This is a genomic window from Streptomyces boncukensis, assembly GCF_011045075.1.
Lineage (GTDB): Bacteria > Actinomycetota > Actinomycetes > Streptomycetales > Streptomycetaceae > Streptomyces > Streptomyces boncukensis.
The window spans coordinates 1-18,014 of sequence record NZ_JAAKZZ010000104.1; the positions used below are offsets into that span (position 1 = coordinate 1).

General features: G+C 74.1%; 15 protein-coding genes. 9 read left to right on the plus strand and 6 right to left on the minus strand.

Translation table 11 applies throughout. The features are described from left to right. The first annotated feature begins 26 nt into the window (after positions 1-26). Together G5C65_RS12880 and G5C65_RS12885 are read left to right on the plus strand one after the other, a co-directional pair. Complete coding sequence (locus G5C65_RS12880; protein ID WP_165298938.1) at positions 27-947, plus strand: Vgb family protein; 921 nt, start codon at positions 27-29, stop codon at positions 945-947. Positions 948-1,061: 114 nt separating this feature from the next. Next, complete coding sequence (locus G5C65_RS12885) at positions 1,062-2,060, plus strand: aldo/keto reductase (protein ID WP_165298926.1); 999 nt, start codon at positions 1,062-1,064, stop codon at positions 2,058-2,060. A 182-nt stretch (positions 2,061-2,242) separates the two neighbouring features. On the opposite strand, the gene thpR is transcribed toward G5C65_RS12885, so the two are convergent. The 3 genes from thpR to G5C65_RS12900 are packed head-to-tail and all read right to left on the minus strand — an operon-like array spanning position 2,243 to position 4,802. Then, positions 2,243-2,833 (minus strand): RNA 2',3'-cyclic phosphodiesterase, encoded by a 591-nt coding sequence (thpR, locus tag G5C65_RS12890; RefSeq protein ID WP_165298927.1) that lies wholly within the window; start codon positions 2,831-2,833, stop codon positions 2,243-2,245. A gap of 19 nt (positions 2,834-2,852) precedes the next feature. Then, on the minus strand, positions 2,853-4,316 hold the full coding sequence (locus G5C65_RS12895) for an MFS transporter (RefSeq protein ID WP_338146362.1): 1,464 nt from the start codon (positions 4,314-4,316) through the stop codon (positions 2,853-2,855). A gap of 42 nt (positions 4,317-4,358) precedes the next feature. Beyond that, positions 4,359-4,802 carry a MarR family winged helix-turn-helix transcriptional regulator gene (locus G5C65_RS12900; RefSeq protein WP_165298928.1) on the minus strand — a complete coding sequence of 148 codons (444 nt, stop codon included), beginning with the start codon at positions 4,800-4,802 and terminating at the stop codon, positions 4,359-4,361. Positions 4,803-4,929: 127 nt separating this feature from the next. On the opposite strand from G5C65_RS12900, the gene G5C65_RS12905 reads away from it, so the two are divergent. Next, positions 4,930-5,139 carry a ribbon-helix-helix protein, CopG family gene (locus G5C65_RS12905; RefSeq protein ID WP_165298929.1) on the plus strand — a complete coding sequence of 70 codons (210 nt, stop codon included), beginning with the start codon at positions 4,930-4,932 and terminating at the stop codon, positions 5,137-5,139. 12 nt (positions 5,140-5,151) lie between these two features. Here G5C65_RS12905 and G5C65_RS12910 read toward each other — a convergent pair whose 3' ends face one another. Next, entirely contained in the window at positions 5,152-6,639 is a 1,488-nt protein-coding gene (locus G5C65_RS12910; protein WP_165298930.1) for an NCS2 family permease, read from the minus strand. Between the two features lie 301 nt (positions 6,640-6,940). On the opposite strand from G5C65_RS12910, the gene G5C65_RS12915 reads away from it, so the two are divergent. Further along, on the plus strand, positions 6,941-7,207 hold the full coding sequence (locus G5C65_RS12915; protein ID WP_165298931.1) for a DUF2530 domain-containing protein: 267 nt from the start codon (positions 6,941-6,943) through the stop codon (positions 7,205-7,207). An 80-nt stretch (positions 7,208-7,287) separates the two neighbouring features. Beyond that, positions 7,288-9,744 carry a cation-translocating P-type ATPase gene (locus G5C65_RS12920; RefSeq protein WP_165298932.1) on the plus strand — a complete coding sequence of 819 codons (2,457 nt, stop codon included), beginning with the start codon at positions 7,288-7,290 and terminating at the stop codon, positions 9,742-9,744. 188 nt (positions 9,745-9,932) lie between these two features. Here G5C65_RS12920 and G5C65_RS12925 read toward each other — a convergent pair whose 3' ends face one another. After that, complete coding sequence (locus G5C65_RS12925; protein ID WP_165298933.1) at positions 9,933-13,112, minus strand: sacsin N-terminal ATP-binding-like domain-containing protein; 3,180 nt, start codon at positions 13,110-13,112, stop codon at positions 9,933-9,935. Between the two features lie 150 nt (positions 13,113-13,262). Further along, a complete protein-coding gene (locus G5C65_RS12930) occupies positions 13,263-14,186 on the minus strand; it encodes a DUF3027 domain-containing protein (protein WP_165298934.1) in 924 nt (307 codons plus the stop codon). A gap of 324 nt (positions 14,187-14,510) precedes the next feature. Between G5C65_RS12930 and G5C65_RS12935 the strand changes: the two genes are divergently transcribed. The 4 genes from G5C65_RS12935 to G5C65_RS12950 all read left to right on the plus strand — a co-directional run. Continuing rightward, complete coding sequence (locus G5C65_RS12935) at positions 14,511-15,989, plus strand: MFS transporter (protein ID WP_165298940.1); 1,479 nt, start codon at positions 14,511-14,513, stop codon at positions 15,987-15,989. A gap of 26 nt (positions 15,990-16,015) precedes the next feature. Further along, positions 16,016-16,513, plus strand: a complete 498-nt coding sequence (locus G5C65_RS12940) for a DUF2771 domain-containing protein (protein WP_165298935.1) — start codon at positions 16,016-16,018, stop codon at positions 16,511-16,513. Positions 16,514-16,547: 34 nt separating this feature from the next. Then, on the plus strand, positions 16,548-17,327 hold the full coding sequence (locus G5C65_RS39175; RefSeq protein ID WP_165298936.1) for a futalosine hydrolase: 780 nt from the start codon (positions 16,548-16,550) through the stop codon (positions 17,325-17,327). After that, the coding region (locus tag G5C65_RS12950; protein ID WP_338146364.1) for a 1,4-dihydroxy-6-naphtoate synthase at positions 17,240-18,014 on the plus strand (775 nt) is incomplete at its 3' end. The genes G5C65_RS39175 and G5C65_RS12950, both read left to right, overlap by 88 nt.

Below are 18,014 nucleotides of genomic sequence, written 5' to 3' on the forward strand. Positions count from 1 at the left end.
CGCACTCCCCCGTCCAGGCCCCCGCCCTGCGCGAGTTCCCGGTCGGGGGCACTGCCGCCGGGCCGTACGGCGTGACCACAGGGCCGGACGGCGCGCTGTGGGTCACCCTGGTGCACAGCGGCGAGATCGCCCGGGTCGTGCCGCCGCCGCCCGGCGCCGGCGCGGGAGACGCCCCCCGGGTGGACGTCTTCCCGCTGGACTCGCGCACCTGCGGCCCCACCGTCATCACCCCGGGGCCGGACGGCGCCCTGTGGTTCACCCGGTTCCAGGACCACCGGATCGGCCGGATCACGACGCGCGGCACGGCGGAGTCGTTCCCGCTGCCGACGCCCGACAGCGGCCCCTACGGCATCGCGGCGGGCCCGGACGGAGCGCTGTGGTGCACCGGGATGAACACCGACCGGATAGCCCGGATCACGGTCGAGGGCGAGGTCACGGAGTTCCCGCTGCCGATGTCGGGCGCCTACCCCTCGGCGCTCGCCGTCGGCCCGGACGGGGCGCTGTGGTGCACGCTCAACCAGGCGAACGCCCTCGGCCGGGTGAGCCCGGCGGGCGAGGTCACCGTTCACCCGCTGCCCACGCCGGGCGCGGCGCCGGTGGGCCTCACCTGCGGTACGGACGGGGCGCTGTGGTTCGCGGAGATCGGCGCGGGCGCCGTCGGCCGACTCGTGCCCCGGGAGGGGGGCCAGGGGGCGGTGACGGAGTTCCCGCTCCCGGACCACGCGGCGCGCCCGCACGCGATCGTGGCGGCCCCGGGCGCGGGCGCCGGCTGCTGGTTCACCGAGTGGGGCGGCAACCGGCTGGGCCATATCTCCCCGGAGGGCGGGATCACGGAGTTCCCGCTGCCGACGCCGTCCTCGGAGCCGCACGGCATCGCCGTCGGCCCGGACGGGGCGGTGTGGGCGGCGCTGGAGGCGGGGGCGCTGGTCCGGGTGCCGCTGCCCTGAGGGAACGGCTCCGGCGGATCTCGCTGGACACGGGCTGCCCCGGCCCAGAAGCAACGGCAACAGCAACGGCAACAGGGTATGCAAGAGCCGCCGGACAGGCCCTAGCGTGACGGTATGGAGTACACGCAGCTCGGACGCACCGGACTCAAGGTCAGCCGACTCGTCCTCGGCACGATGAACTTCGGGCCGCAGACCACCGAGGCCGACAGCCACACGATCATGGATGCCGCGCTGGACGCGGGCGTCAACTTCTTCGACACCGCCAACGCCTACGGCTGGGGCGCCGACAAGGGCCGCACCGAGGAGATCATCGGAAGCTGGTTCGCGCAGGGCGGCGGGCGCCGCGACAAGACCGTCCTGGCCACCAAGGTCTACGCCAACATGGCGCCGGACGGCGAGACGCCCTGGCCCAACCACGACCGGCTGTCCGCGCTCAACATCCGGCTGGCCGTCGACGCCAGCCTGCGCCGGCTGGGCACCGACCACATCGACCTGTACCAGTTCCACCACGTGGACCGGAACACGCCGTGGGAGGAGGTCTGGCAGGCGATCGACGTCCTGGTCCAGCAGGGCAAGGTCCTCTACGCCGGGTCCAGCAACCACGCGGGCTGGCACATCGCCCAGGCCAACGAGGCGGCGGCGCGCCGCCACTCGCTCGGGCTGGTCAGCGAGCAGTGCCTGTACAACCTCGCGGAGCGGCGCGCCGAGATGGAGGTCATCCCGGCCGCGCAGGCGTACGGGCTGGGGATCATCCCCTGGTCCCCGCTGCACGGCGGCCTGCTGGGCGGCGCGCTGCGCAAGTCGCGGGAGGGCGCCGACGGCCGCACGGCGTCCGGGCGCGCGGCGGACGCGCTGGCCCACACGTCGGTGCGGGAGCAGATCGCGGCGTACGAGGCGCTGGCCGACAAGCACGAGCTGGCCCCCGGCGCGCTGGCCCTCGCCTGGCTGCTCACCCGGCCCGGCGTCACGGGCCCCATCGTCGGCCCGCGCACCCGGGAGCAGCTCGACTCGGCGCTGCGTGCGGTCGAGTTGAACCTCTCGGAGGAGGTGCTGGACGCGCTGGACACCGTCTTTCCGGGGCCCGGCCCCTCGCCGGAGGCGTTCGCCTGGTGAGTTCCGGGCGGGCGGGGGCTGCCCCTGCCCGCCCGTCGCGGGGCCCGCTCCCGGTCAGTGGCCGCCCAGGGCCGAGGCGAGCAGCACCACGACGAAGAGCAGCAGCAGCGCGCCCGTGACGATGCGGATCCTGGTCTTGGCGTTCACGTCGACCACCGTAACCGGACGGGGGGCCCGCGGTGTCACGAGGGCCGGGGCTCCGGGCCGAGGGGCCAGCTGTCCACCGTCTCGTAGCGGGGGCGCGCACCCGGCACACCGGGAGCGGGGGCGTGGCTGCGGACCAGGGCCAGCTCGGTCACGGTCCACGGCTCGCCCGTGAAGCCGTCCAGCGCGGCGGCGTAGGGCCGCAGGTCGACGGGGCGTGCCGGGGAGGTGCGGGCGAGGGTGAGGTGGGCCCGGAAGCGGGACGGGTCCTCCGCGCCGAGCCCGGCCCTGCGGCCGGCCGCCGCCGAGGCGGCGGCCAGGCGGCGCAGCGGCTCGCGCTCGCTGCCCTCGCCCAGCCCGGCCCACAGCGCGCGGTCGCCGAACCGGCCGCCTCCGGCGAGGCGGAGCGCGAAGGGCCGGGCGCGGCGCGCGGCGCGTGCGAGCCGGGCGCGCAGCTCGCCGTCCGCCGCCTCGTCGGTCTCCCCGTAGAAGGCGAGGGTGAGGTGCCACCCCGCGCGCTCCGTCCAGCGCAGCCGTTCGGCGCCGGGGAGGGCGTGCAGGCCCTGGGCCGCGCGGGCGAGTTCCGCGGTGGCGGCGGGCGGGGGCAGTACGGCGGCGAAGAGTCTCATGGGCTCAGGTTGATCGCCGTCACGCCGGCTCGGCCACTCGCTTCCGGGACTCCCGGGACTCCTGGAGCTCCTGGGGCTCCTGGGGCTCCCGGGGCTCCTCGCCGTCTTCACTCCTCCGGGTGAGGGCGGGCTCGGGCCCTGTCGCGACGAAGCGGATCCGCGGGCGGGCGGGGCGCCGCAGGTCGAGGGCCGGCCGCAGGCCCGCCAGGCGGCCCAGGACCAGCGCGACGACGACGGCGATGGCGGCCGAGATCAGGCCGCCCGCGAGGAAGCCGATCCGCGGGCCGTAGGTGTCCGTCACCCAGCCCATGACCGGCCCGCCGATGGGGGTGCCGCCCATGAAGACCATCACGAACAGGCTCATCACCCGGCCGCGCATCACCGGGTCGGAGGCGAGCTGGACGCTGGCGTTCGCCGTGACGTTGAAGGTGAGGCCCACGACTCCGATCGGGGCCATCAGCGCGGCGAAGACCCAGAACGACGGGGAGAGCACGGCGACGATCTCCAGCAGGCCGAACAGCAGCGCGGCGCCCACCATCAGCCGCATCCGGGCGTGCCCGCGCCGTGCGGCGAGCAGCGCGCCCGCCACGGAGCCCACCGCCATCAGCGAGTTGAGCAGCGCGTAGGTGCCCGCTCCGGCCGTGAAGACCTTGTCGGTGAAGGCGGTCAGCCAGATCGGGAAGTTGAAGCCGAAGGTGCCGATGAACCCGACGAGCACGATGGGCCACAGCAGTTCGGGGTGGCCGCGCACATAGCGCAGGCCCTCCCGCAGCTGGCCCTTGGTGCGGGGCGCCCGCTCGGTGGGGAGCAGCTCCGCGGTGCGCATCAGCAGCAGCGCGGCGAGCGGCGCGAGGAAGGACAGGCCGTTGAAGAGGAACGCCCAGCCGCTGCCCACGGCCGAGATCAGCACGCCGGCGAGCGCGGGCCCGGTGATCCGGGCCATCTGGAAGTTCGCGGAGTTCAGCGAGACGGCGTTGCGGATCTGGTGCGGGCCGACCATCTCGGGGACGAAGGTCTGGCGCGCCGGGTTGTCGACGACGGTCGCCATGCCGAGCACGAAGGCCAGCGCGTAGACGTGCGCCACCTGGACGTGTCCGGACAGGGTCAGCGCGGCGAGGGCGAGCCCGGTGAGGCCCATCAGGGTCTGGGTGATCAGCAGCAGCCGGCGCTTGTTGTAGCGGTCCGCGATGACGCCGCCGTACAGGCCGAACAGCAGCAGCGGCAGAAACTGGAGCGCGGTGGTGATGCCGACGGCGGTGGCGGAGCCGGTGAGGCTGAGCACCAGCCAGTCCTGGGCGATGCGCTGCATCCAGGTGCCGGTGTTGGAGACGACCTGGCCGACCGCGAAGAGGCGGTAGTTCCGGATGCGCAGCGAGCTGAACATCGAGGGTTTGACGGGGTTTTCCCGGGTGGTGTTGGCGGGGTCGTGAGTGGTGTCGGGACGGGGTGCGGGTGCGGAGTCTGCTCCGTGGCCCGTACTCACAGGGGGTTCGCCTCCTCGGCTCTGCGGTGTTGCGTTCTGCTGCTACCGATGCGCCAGCTTCTCCAGCACGGGGGCGGCGGCGCGGAGTGTCGCCCACTCGTCCTCGTCCAGCCCGGCGGCCAGCTCGGCCAGCCACGCGTTCCGCTTCTCGCGGGCCGCGGCGAGCATGGACTCGGCCTGCTCGGTCTGGGTGACCACCTTCTGGCGGCGGTCCTCGGGGTGCGCATCGAGCCGGACCAGCCCCTTGGCCTCCAGCATGGCCACGATCCGGGTCATCGAGGGCGGCTGCACATGCTCCTTGCGGGCCAGCTCGCTCGGGGTGGCGGAGCCGCAGCGGGCGAGGGTGCCGAGCACGGACATCTCCGTGGAGCTCAGCGACTCGTCGACCCGCTGGTGCTTGAGCCGCCGGGAGAGGCGCATGACCGCGGAGCGGAGCGCGTTGACGGCGGCGGTGTCCTCGGCGGCGCTCGGGGGCTGTTCCGGCATGGTAGTTAGCGTAACTCATTACTACGTCTAAAGACTACGGGTTTGCCGCACATCCCCTCACACGTACGAGTGAGAAGGCACACATTCAGACAACATCTTCGGGGGTTCACCGCGCACGGTGGTGCGTATGACCGCGCTCACCCCTGACTCAGCCGGCTCCAAGGTGCTCAGCCTGCGGATAGACGGCGCGCTGCTGGAGCGCCTCGGCGCGCACGCCGCGAAACGCGGCATGAGCGTCCAGGACTATGTGATCCGAACGCTCGTCCGCGACGACTTCGACGAACGCTTCAAGACGGCCGTGGACGAGACCGAGCGCTTCTACGGCCACTCCGTGTGACGCCCCGCCCGCTCACTTCACCCCGAGGAGCTGCTCGATCGGATCCAGGAAGAAGTAGACGAGGAAGCACAGGCCGACGGCGTTCAGCAGCCACGGCACCTCGCGCCACCGCCCCGCGGCGGTGCGCAGCACGATGAAGGCGATCACACCCAGCCCGATGCCGTTGGTGATGCTGTAGGTGAACGGCATGGACACCATCGTCAGGAAGGCCGGCACGGCGATGGTCGGGTCGTCCCACTCGATGCCGCGGATGTTGGACGACATGATCAGGAAGCCGACGACGACCAGCGCGGGCGTCGCGGCCTGCGAGGGCACCACCGTGGCCAGCGGGGTGAAGACCAGCGCGCACAGGAAGAGGCCGCCGGTCACCAGGTTGGCCAGTCCCGTCCTGGCCCCCTCGCCGACGCCCGCCGTGGACTCGACGAAGCAGGTGTTGGCCGAGCAGGAGCCGAACCCGCCGCCCGCGACGCCGATGCCGTCGACGAAGAGCAGCCGGCCCATCCGCGGCAGCTGGCCCTGCTCGTTCGTCAGCCCGGACTCCTCGCCGACGCCGATGATGGTGCCCATCGCGTCGAAGAAGCCGGACAGCAGCACGGTGAACACGAACAGGCAGCCGGTCAGCCAGCCGACCTCGTGGAAGCCGCCGAACAGGCTGACGTCGCCGATCAGCCCGAAGTCCGGGGTGCCGACGAGCGAGTCGGGCACCTTCGGGACGGCCAGCCCCCACGCCTCGTCGGGCACGGTCACCATGGTGTTGAGCAGGATCGCGACGAACGTCATCACGGCGATGCCCAGCAGGATGGCGCCCTGGAACCGGCGCACCGTCAGGATGAACATCAGGACCAGCCCGAGCACGAAGATCAGCACCGGCCAGCCCTGCAGCTGACCGCCCTGGCCGAGGCCGAGCGGCACGGTGGTGTTGGCCGAGTCCGGGTTGCGGGTCACGAAGCCCGCGTCGACCAGCCCGATCAGGCTGATGAAGAGCCCGATACCGATCGCGATGGCGCGCCGCAGCCCGTTCGGGATCGCGTCCATCACGCGCTGCCGGAGCCCGGAGGCGACCAGCACCATCAGCACGATGCCGGCGAGCACCACCATGCCCATCGCGTCCGGCCAGCTCATCTTGGGGGCGAGCTGGAGCGAGACCACCGCGTTGATCCCGAGCCCGGCGGCGAGCGCGATCGGCACATTGCCGATCACCCCCATCAGCACGGTGGTGAGCCCCGCCATCAGCGCGGTCGCCGTCACCAGCTGGCCGCCTTCCAGCTGGTTGCCGAACTTGTCGGTGCCGGCCCCGAGGATGATCGGGTTCAGCACGATGATGTACGCCATCGCAAAGAACGTGGCGAGACCGCCGCGGATCTCCCGGGTGACGGACGAGCCGCGCTCCGAGATCTGGAAGAACCGGTCCAGCGCGGAACGGGGCCCGGACGGCCCCGAGGAGGAGTACCAGTGCGACTTCCCGGACTCGGGATCGACCTGCGGGGTCGAAGCGGACATGCGTGACCTCGGTGGGGGTGCAGATGAAGCGGCGGGATCGACTTGGAGCATCTGACGAAAAAAACCAGTCACATCCAAGTAGGTTCAGTATGAACGAACAAGCCGAGTGATCGCCAACTCCGGATCGCCAGTGCCGTGGCCGGAAAGGTTTGCCGTCTCGCGTCGTCCGGTGCGGTGCCTCGCAAGGCGCCGGATCGCGGCTCGTACTGGGCGTACTCGCGTGATCCGGCAACGCCGCGAGGCGCCGTGCCGGGCGGCGCGAGGCGGTGAACCTTTCCGGCCACGGCACTAGGCTGTGTCCATGGGCCTGCTGAACAAGTGGACGGACGGCGAGCGCGAGGCGCCCGAGCCGTTGGAGGGCAATGTCGTCGCCACGGTCGTGGTGGGGACGCTGATCTGGCTGGCCCTCTTCCTGGTCCAGCTCCCGTTCTACGGGTGGTTCGACGACCACGGGCACCTGTGGTGGCTGTGGACCTGCGCGGCCGGCGCCGGGCTGGGCGGGATCGGCATCTGGTACGTACGGAAGCGGGACGCGGCCATCCGGGCCCATCGGGACAGCGGCAGCTAGGGCCCTGGCCCTCCGGAGCGCCGTGGCCGATCTCCGGCCCTGTGTGCCGGAAAGCCCGGTGGTCACAGTACGGTCAAAGAATGACGCACCGCATTCCCGCCGAGGGGGCCTCGTCCGACGTGGCCCCCTCCGATGTGGGCCCGCCCGGCGGGGCCCTGACCACCACGGCCGCCGACTCCCGAGCGAGCGGGCTCACCGGCGCGGAAGTCGCCGAGCGGACGGCGCGCGGGGAGGTCAACGACGTCCCCGTCCGCAGCAGCCGCTCCACCGCCGACATCGTCCGGACGAACGTCTTCACCCGCTTCAACGCCATCGTCGGGATCCTCTTCCTGATCATCCTGGTCGTCGGCCCGATCCAGGACGGGCTGTTCGGGTTTGTGATCATCGCCAACACCGGCATCGGCATCATCCAGGAGCTGCGCGCCAAGAAGACCCTCGACAACCTCGCGGTGATCGGCGAGGCGCGGCCCACGGTGCGCCGGGACGGCCGCTCGGCACAGCTCCCCACCGGCGAGATCGTGCTCGGCGACCTCGTCGAGCTGAGCCCGGGTGAGAAGTGCGTGGTGGACGGCGAGGTCATCGAGGCGGACAGCCTGGAGGTCGACGAGTCCCTGCTCACCGGCGAGGCCGATCCCGTCGTCAAACAGCCGGGGGACAAGATCATGTCCGGCAGCTTCGTGGTCGCGGGCAGCGGTGCGTTCACCGCGACCAAGGTCGGGCGCGAGGCGTACGCCGCACAGCTCGCCGAGGAGGCGTCCCGCTTCACCCTCGTCCACTCCGAGCTGCGCAGCGGGATCAGCCAGATCCTCAAGTACATCACCTGGATGCTGGTCCCGGCCGCCGCCGGGCTGATCGTCAGCCAGCTCGTCGTCGAGAACCACGACCCCAGCGAGGCCATCCGCCGGATGGTCGCCGGGATCGTGCCCATGGTCCCCGAGGGCCTGGTGCTGCTGACCTCCGTCGCCTTCGCGATCGGCGTCATCCGGCTGGGCCGCAAGCAGTGCCTCGTCCAGGAGCTGCCCGCCATCGAGGGCCTGGCCCGGGTGGACGTCGTCTGCCTCGACAAGACCGGCACCCTCACCGAGGGCGGCATGGACGTACGGGAGGTACGGCCGCTGGGCGGGGCCGACGAGGCGTACGTGGGCCGCGTCCTGACCGCCTTCGGCACGAGCGAGCGGCATCCCAACGCCAGCCTCCAGGCCATCGTCGACGCCTATCCGCAGCCGGCCGGCGAGCCGGGCTGGGAGGTCACCGGCACGCTCCCCTTCTCCTCGGCCCGCAAGTACAGCGGCGCCGCCTTCACCGAACCGGACGGCACCACCGGCACCTGGCTGCTGGGCGCCCCCGACGTGCTGCTCCCCACGGGCGACCGGACGCTGCAGGACGTCGACCGGCTGGACCGCGAGGGCCTGCGGGTGCTGCTGCTGGCCCAGGCCGCGCACCCGCTGGACGCACCGCGCGCCGCCGAGGGCGCGACGCCGACCGCGCTGGTCGTCCTCGAACAGCGGCTGCGCCCCGACGCCTCCGCCACCCTGGAGTACTTCGCCGAGCAGAACGTCCAGACCAAGGTGATCTCCGGCGACAACGCGGTCTCCGTCGGCGCCGTCGCCGGCAAGCTGGGCCTGCCGGGCGCCGAGTCCCCCGTCGACGCGCGCCGCCTCACCGACGACGACCCCGACGAGGTGGGGCGCAAGGTGGAGGAGGGCACGGTCTTCGGCCGCGTCACCCCGCAGCAGAAGCGGGAGATGGTCGGCGCGCTCCAGGCGCGCGGCCACAACGTCGCCATGACCGGCGACGGCGTCAACGACGTCCTCGCCCTCAAGGACGCCGACATCGGCGTCTCCATGGGCTCCGGCTCCGACGCCACCAAGGCCGTCGCGCAGATCGTGCTGCTCAACAACAGCTTCTCGACGCTGCCTTCGGTCGTCGGCGAGGGCCGCCGGGTCATCGGCAACATCGAGCGCGTCGCCAACCTCTTCCTGACCAAGACCGTCTACTCGGTGCTGCTGGCGCTCCTGGTGATCTGCTGGCAGATCCCGTACCCGTTCCTGCCCCGGCATCTGACGCTGCTGTCGGGCCTGACGATCGGCATCCCGGCGTTCTTCCTCGCCCTGGCGCCCAACCGGGAGCGGGCCAAGCCGCACTTCGTCCGGCGCGTGATGCGGTACGCCGTGCCGTCCGGCCTCATCGCGGGCACCGCCACGTTCTGCTCGTACCTGCTGGCCCGGCACCACTACACCGGCCCCGGCTCGCTGGACGCCGAGACGAGCGCGGCGACGCTCACCCTCTTCCTGATCGCCATGTGGGTGCTCGCGATCGTCGCCCGGCCCTACACCTGGTGGCGCATCGGACTGGTGCTGACGATGGCGGCGGGGTTCATGGTGGTCCTGGTGACGCCGTGGCTACAGGAGTTCTTCAAGCTGAAGCTGGTGGGGACGACGATGCCCTGGGGGGCGGTCGGGATCGCGGTGGTGGCCTCCGCTCTGCTGGAGTTGGCCTGGCGCTCGAAGTGGGTGGCCCGCAAGTTCCCCGACTAGGCCGTGTCCGGCGGATCGTGCTGAGCAGGGGCTGCCCCGGCCGGTGCCGTGCAGGCTGCGGCTTCATGGTGGCTTGCTCGCGCAGTTCCCCGCGCCCCGAAGGGGCGCGGGGAACTGCGCGAGCAACCACGACGATTGCTGACGAATGCTGCGGACTGCAACGCACCGGCCGGGGCTGCCCCCGCCCGTCAGTCGAACCAGCGGGCCGTTGACAGTTCCGCGGTGCGGGTGGGGTCCTCCAGGAGGGCCGCCGCCTCGAAGCGGCGGGACCACGCGCCCGCCGCCCACGCCAGACCCGCCGCGACCCCCTCCAGGGTCGCGGCGTGCAGCGTGCCGTCCGGGGCGAGGCGCCAGTCCAGCTCCCGGCCGTCGACGAGCAGTTCGTCGTGCTCGCGGTAGGTCGCGGGCACGCCCGGCAGCAGGGCGCGGACGGCGTCCGGGACGGCGTGCTCCGTGCCCGGCCCGGCGACCTCGCCCGGCACCGCCTCGCTCAGCCGCCGCACCTCCAGCAGCGCCGCCAGCTCGCCCGCCAGCCGGGGGCGCACCGGGAGCAGCGCGGCCCCGGCCGCCAGGGGCAGCAGGTCCGGCGCGTCCGCGACCAGCGTCCCGCGCGCTTCGGCCACCAGGGTGCCGCCCCCCTCGCGCACCGCGCGCAGCTCGTCGGGGAGGGTGACCTCGGCCGGGTCCAGGCCCGCGCCGGCCAGCAGCGAGTACAGGGCGTGCAGCTGCGCCGGGGCGACGGTCGCCGCGGGGTCCGCCAGCCGGGCCAGCAGCTCCGCCGCTCCGCCCGGCTCGTCCAGCAGCGCGGCGGCCGAGGTGCGCACGCCGAGCGCGCGCAGCACCTCCGCGTCCCGTACGCCGCCCGCGTCGGCCTCCTCGTACAGCCCGGCCAGCAGCGGATCGCCCCCGGCGGCGCGCAGCCCCGCCGGGCGGCGGCCGTCCAGCACCGGGTGGCCGCGCAGCCACCAGGCCGTGTAGGGGCGGACGGAGGCGATGGCGCCGTCCGCCGTACGGATCCGGACCGGTGCGGTCAGCGCGTCCCGCAGCGGCGGCTGGGCGAGCATGGCCAGCGCCTGGGGCCAGCGGTCGTCGTCGACCAGGTCCAGGTCGCGGACGGCCACCAGCTCGGTGGCGACGGGCGGCACGGCGCCCGGACCGTCCCCGGACTGCTCCAGCTGGTCCAGGACGTCCTCGCACCACACATCCACCGCGTCCAGCAGCCCGGCGTCGTCCGGCTCGGGGAAATCGCTCTCGCGCGGCTCCAGCTCGTCGGGGTCGAGCACCACGTCCGTGGCGCGGACGAGCGCGAAAGCGGCCTGCACGCCGACGGCGGTCAGCGGCTGCTCGCCCCAGCGCTCGGCCAGCTCAGGGTCGCAGGCGGGCAGCTCGCCCGCGCGCAGGACGCCGGCGAACGGGCTGCCCGGGTAGACGAGTTCGGCGGCGGGCGCGGGCTCGCCGTCCTCGTCGGGCAGCGCGAGGGCGCCCAGCCACGGCTCGTCGCCCGGCGCCAGGCCGGCGTCCCGGACCAGGGCGAGCACCGTCTCCGCCAGCTCCTCCGGGTCCGGCGCGGCGCCGCCCTCGTCGTCCAGGTCGTACAGCGGCGGCTCGTGGTCGAGGGACGCGGCCACCGCCGCGCGCACCTGGGGCGTGGTGAGCACGGCGCGCGGGGTCGCCGGGGTGGCGCCCAGCTTCTCCAGCAGCGGGTGCGCGGCGTCCGTGTGCGCGACCTTCAGCCCGAGCCCGGCCAGCCGCTCGGGCGGCACCCCGCCGTCGCCCGGCTGCGGCAGCAGGACGTGGCGGGGGCCGATCGCCGTGCGGGAGCCGTCCGCCAGCGGCACCGGGAGGCCCGTCAGCCGGTCCGGGTCGGTCCCGGCCAGCGCGTCGTACAGCCGCCGCCACCAGCGCGGCGGGCGCTCCACCCCGGCGAGGCGGTCGATGGCCTCGCCCAGCGGGACGCGGGCGACCTCCAGCGTGCGCAGCTCGGCGCGGCGCTCCAGCCCGGCGGGCAGCAGATGCCCGAACAGCTCGGCGAGTACGGCCACCGTGCCGGCGCCCGCGCCCTCCAGGAGCTCCGCGTCGCGCGGGCGCAGCGCGAGCGGCTCGCCGTCCCCGGCGTCCCCGGCGGCCTCGGCGGCCCGTGCGGCGCTCGCGAGGAACGGCACGTCCGGCAGCCGCTCCAGCACCCGGGCGCGCAGCTCCCCGTCCAGCTCGCCCAGGCCCAGCGGACCGGGCACCAGATCGACGGTGCCGGGCGCGACGGGGTGCCAGTCGCGCAGCAGCGCGGCGTACGTATCGGCGGCGCGGTCCAGCAGGAAGCGGCTGAGCGGGCCGGGCGCGACATGCCGCCGGGTGGGCTCCAGCGGGAACGTCGCGAGCAGCAACGCGGGGAGGCCGAGCGGTTCGTCGGTGGGGGTCGGCGCGTGCAGCACGGCCGCCGTGTCCGGCTTGACCGGCGCGCCCGACGCGTCCACGGGCACCGCCCAGGTCACCGACCACTCGGGCCGCGCCCGCTCCTCCACGGGCCGGTCGGCGAGCAGCGCGGGCTCGGCGATGCCGCGATCGGACGCGGTGCGCCAGCGGGTGTCCGCTGCGCGGTGCGTGTCCGCGATCCGGACGTACGGGCCGTCCGGGTGCCGGGTGAGGGTGCGGGTGCCGTCCGGGGTCTCGACGGCGACCTCGGTGAGGCCGGGCAGCGCGAGCAGCAGCGCGTCGTCGACGGCGTCCAGCAGGCGGCGGGCGAGCGCGCGCGCTGTACCGTCGCGGAACGGGAGCCGTACGAGGGTGTCGTACGGCTCGGGGACGGCGCTCCCTTCCCCGTCCCCGGGGACGGGGAAGGGGAAGGGGAGGCGGAGCAGGGGCACGTGCTCCTCGCGGCGGGCGAGTTCCTCGGCGAGGGCCGGGTGGCGCGCGGCGGTGTCCCGGGTGAGCGCGCGGGCCTCGTCCAGGGACCAGCGGACACCGCCGGTGGCCCGGCTGACGACCAGCGGCTCGTCCGTCACGGCGAGGACGGCGGAGAAGCCGACACCGAACCGGCCGACCGCGTGCTGGCCGGCCGGTTCGGCGTCGGCTCGCTTGGCGGAGGCGCGGAGGGTCGCCAGGGACTCGACGCCCGCGGCGTCCAGCGGCCGGCCGGTGTTGACGGCGGTCAGCGCCTCGGGGGTGAGGGTGAGCCGGAGCCGTCCGGGGACGGCGGCGCGGGCCGCGGCGTCGGAGGCGTTCTGGGCCAGCTCGACGACGAGGCGGTCCCGGTAGCCGCCGAGGGCGAGGTCCTGCTCGGCGTTGGCGTCCTCCCGGAACCGGGCGGCGGAGGCGGCCCAGCCGTCCAGTACGGCCTCGCGAAGGTGCGCGGTCCCGAATGTGTCCGTCACAGCGTCCTCTCTTGTCCAGGGCCCCCGCGTCCCTGACGGGGCACGAAAGGTGCGCCCCGGAGGGGCGCGGGGAACTGCGCGAGCGACTACGACGAACCCGCACCCTGCGACGCGCAGCGAGGGGCAGCCCGTCCTCAGGAGCCGGTCAGGCTAGCCGGTCTCTCCCGGCTGCGTCTCCGTCGTCGTGGGCCCGCCAAGGGAGAACGGGTCGGCCCGGGTCTCGTCGACCACCGGCGGAGCGGGCTGCGGCGGCCTCGGCATGACCGCGGCCTCGGAGTGCCCCCCGCAGCCGTACGCGAGCGACACCACCTGCCCGTCCGCCGGGCTGTACTCGTTCGCGCAGATGCCGAACGCCTGCCGCAGCGACCCCTCCAGCGGCACCAGGAAGCCGCAGCTCACGCAGTTCGCGGGCGCGGACTGGGCCATGGCGGTCTTCGGGCCGTGCGCCTCCTCCCAGCGGTCGGCCGCCGCGTGCAGCCCGTAGCGGGACAGCACCCGGGTCCGGCCGATGCCGATCTCGTCCGCGACGGCGGCGATGGCGCCCCGCGACGGCGGCGAAGCCACCTCCTCGGCAGCATCGGCGTCGGCGGCGGCGGTACCGGCATCGGCATCGGCACCGGCGGCGTCCGAGAGCTCCGCCTCCGGTGCGATGCCGGGCTCCAGCCGCAGGTCCTCCGCGTCCGTCGGCAGCAGGTCGCCGGGGCCGAGGTCGCCGGGGCGCAGCCGTTCGCTCCAGGGGACCCACTCCGGGGCGAGCAGCGCCTCGGGCCCCGGCAGCAGCACCGACTCGTCCACCGTGACGTGCTTGGCCCGGGACGCGCGGGCGACGGTCACGGCCCAGCGCCACCCGCGGTAGCCGGGCTCACGGCTCTCGAAGAAGTGGGTGACCACGCGCTCGGCGGCCGGATCGGCGACGGCCTCGATCCACTCGCCCACCGGCTCGGCCCCCGTGACCTCGCACAGCGCCTCCCGCGCGAGGTCGACGGCTTCGGCGCACAGCCGGTCGGGGGCGCGCCTGCTCCGGCCGCGGGCCGTAGCCGCGCTCTGCGCAGCGTCCCGCGTCGCGGCACTCACGCGGCACTCACAAGAACAGCACTCACAAGAATCGTCTCTCCTACGCCGTCGCGCCGTTGTCGGCGTGCGCTGCCCGTACGGCCACAGGGCGTGGCGCGTGGCAGAGCGGACGGAGCGGGACCCGAGGGCCGCTGCGACGTCCGCAGCCGCGCTGAAGAAGCCGTGCGGAGCGCACCGCCCACCCACGCTACCCCACGGGCTCCGGGTTGGAATCCGCAGCCGGTCCGCACGCACCGCGAACCCTTCCCCCGCGCCCCGCCGGACGGCGGCAGTGGCCCCGCGGGGGCCCGGTTCTGCGGCACACTGAAGTCCGTGGCTGCCGACATGCCCGGGAAGCTGAGCCGTGTCGCACGCGCGGTGCGAGGCTCACCTGCCGCGCTGGTGCGGCGGATCCGGCGCGCCACCCACGCGCAGGGCGCGGGCGAGTCCGGACTCGGCCGGCTGATCGAACTGCACGCCGTCAACTCGGCGGGCGACATGCTCATCACCGTCGCGCTCGCCTCCACCATCTTCTTCTCCGTCCCGACCGGCGAGGCGCGCGGCCGGGTCGCGCTCTACCTGCTGGTGACGATGGCGCCGTTCGCGCTGCTCGCCCCCGTGATCGGCCCGCTGCTGGACCGGATCCCGCACGGGCGGCGGGCCGCGATGGCGGGGGCGATGCTGGCCCGCGCGCTGCTCGCGCTGACCATGGCGGGCGCGGTGGCCACGGGCGGGCTGGAGCTGTATCCGGCGGCGCTGGGCGTGCTGGTGTCCTCGAAGGCGTACGGCGTGGTGCGGTCGGCCGTCGTACCGCGGCTGCTGCCACCCCGGATCTCCCTGGTGCGGGCCAACTCGCGGGTGACCCTCGCCGGGCTGCTGGCGACCGGAGCGGCGGCGCCGGCGGGCGCCGGGCTGCATGCGATCGGCCCGCAGTGGCCGCTGTACGGGGCCTTCACGATCTTCATCGTCGGCACCTTCCTCTGCTTCGCGCTGGACCACAAGGTGGACTCGGCGAAGGGCGAGCGCACCGCCCATCTCGCGGACCCGGCGGCGCACGGCCCACACCGGCTGGTTCACCCGTACGGACGCGGCCGGAACGGGGACGGCAACGGCAACGGCTTCCGCAAGAGGAACGGCGGCAGGGGGAACGGCGGCAGGGGGAACGGCAGCAGGAGGCTCGGCAAGCGGAACGGAAACGGGAACGGCGGGCGGGACCGGGAGGCCCGCCCCGGGCTGCGTACGGTCGGCACCTCCGTCCTCAGCGCCCTGTTCGCCAACTCCGCGCTCCGCGCCCAGTCCGGCTTCCTCACCTTCTTCCTCGCGTTCCTGCTGCGCGAGCACCCGCTCGACGGGCTGACGGCGGCGCTCTCCCTGGGCATGGCCGGGGTCGCCGCCGGCACGGGCAACGCGCTGGGCACCGCGATCGGGGCCGGGCTGCGGGCCCGCGCCCCGGAGCTGATCATCACCTGTGTGCTGTTCTGCGCCCTGGGCGCGACGGTCACCGCCGCCACGCTCTACGGCACCGTGACGGTGCTGGCCGTCGCGGCGACCGCCGGGATCGTGCAGGCCCTCGGCAAGCTCTCGCTGGACGCGCTCATCCAGCGCGACATGCCGGAGCAGTTCCGCACCTCGGCGTTCGCGCGCTCCGAGACGCTGATGCAGATGTCGTGGGTGGCGGGCGGCGCGATCGGGATCGGGCTGCCGCTGATCGGCCGGCTGGGGATGGCGGTGGCGGCGGGCGTGGTGACCGCGGGCGTGCTCGCGGCCGTACGCGGGCTGCTCGCCTCGGCCCGCCGCGGCACGCCGCACCCCCGCGTCGCCTGACCCCGGCCGCCGGATAGCCTGCCCCTATGCTGCATCCACAGTCGCGGCGGACGCGGACCCTGCGCACCGCCACCGCCCTCGGCGCCGTCTCCCTCGGCCTGCTCGCTCTCTCCGCCTGCGAGAAGCCCACCCCGCGTGCCACCGCCACGGTCGGCAGCAGCACGATCTCCACCGAGGCGTCCTGCTACCGGGACGGCAAGACCATCCCCCAGAAGGAGGCCCGCAAGTGCCTCAGCGAGAAGACGGACAAGACGATCTCCGTCGGCTCGGGGGACAAGCTGCGGATCGGCGTCGAGCCGGACATGGCCGAGAAGGGCTGGCTCGTTTTCGTCAACGGCCGCCCGCTGCTGCCGGACCCGATGAAGAAGACGTACTACTCCTTCCCCGGCGAGGTGTTCTTCCAGCAGCAGGGCGCGCAGGGCCAGATGACGACGAAGAAGTCGACGCAGATCAGCATCGTCGAGGCGGACGGCGGCGACTTCAAGGGCGTCTGGCACATCAAGCTGAAGAACGACGACGACTGATCGGCAGCGGCGACGGGACCCGGGTGAGATAGCGGTGCACAGCGTCCTGGTCGTCACCGCCGTCGACGCCGAGCGGGACGCCGTACGCGGTGCCGTACAAGGTGCCGTACGGAGCGCCCTCCCCGGCGCGGCGGACGGCGGGCCGCACGTCATCGCGGGCGGTGTCGGGCCCGCCGCCGCAGCCGCGAGCACCGCCACGGCCCTCGCCCGCGCCGGGCGCCCGTACGACCTCGTGGTCTCCGCGGGGATCGGCGGCGGGTTCCGCCCGGACGTTCCCCTCGTCGTCGCCGAGCGCATCATCGCGGCCGACCTCGGCGCGCAGACGCCGGACGGCTTCGTGCCCGTCACCGGGCTGGGCTTCGGCACCGACGTCCACGTCCCGCGCCCCGAGCTCGTCCGCGCCGTCGCCCGGACGACCGGCGCCGTACCCGGTGACGTGCTGACCGTGTCCACGGTCACCGGCACCGCCGAGCGCGCCGCCGAGCTGCGGGCGCGCCATCCGCGGGCCGCCGCCGAGGCCATGGAGGGCTTCGGCGTCGCGGAGGCCGCCGCCGCGCACGGCACCCCCGTGCTGGAGCTGCGGGCCGTCTCCAACCCGGTGGGCCCGCGGGACCGCGCGGCCTGGCGCATCCCGGAGGCGCTGACAGCTCTCGGCGACGCCTTCCGCGCACTCGTACAGACAGGAGTACCGCCATGGGCCGAGGACCTCTCGACCGCCCCCTCAGCATCGCCTACTCCCCCTGCCCGAACGACACCTTCGTCTTCGACGCCTGGGCCCACGGACGGATCCCGGACGCGCCCGCGCTCGATGTGACCTTCGCGGACATCGACGTCACCAACGGCATGGCCGAGCGCGGCGAGTACGACGTGCTGAAGGTGTCGTACGCGGTGCTCCCCTGGGTGCTCGCGGCCCCCGACGGCTACGCGCTGCTCCCCTGCGGCGGCGCCCTCGGGCGCGGCTGCGGCCCGCTGGTGCTGACCCGCGCACCCGGCGCCGACGGGCCGGAGTCGCTCAGCGGCAGGCGCGTCGCGGTGCCGAGCGAGCGGTCGACCGCGTATCTGCTCTTCCGGCTGTGGGCGGCGGAGGAGGTGCCGGGCGGGGTCGGCGAAGTGGTGGTGCTGCCGTTCCACGAGATCATGCCCGCCGTGCGGGACGGGAAGGTGGACGCCGGGCTGGTGATCCACGAGGCGCGCTTCACCTACCAGCGGTACGGGCTGCACTGCCTCGCGGACCTGGGCGAGCACTGGGAGTCCGGCACCGGGCTGCCCATTCCGCTGGGCGCGATCATCGCCAAGCGGGCGCTGGGCGAGGACACGCTGCGGGCGCTCGCCGACGCCGCCCGGACCTCCGTCCGGGCGGCGTGGCGGGACCCGGAGGCGTCCCGTCCGTATGTCCGCGCCCATGCGCAGGAGATGGACCCGGACGTCGCCGACCAGCACATCGCGCTCTACGTCAACGAGTTCACCGAGGAGCTGGGGGAGGCCGGGTACGGGGCGGTGC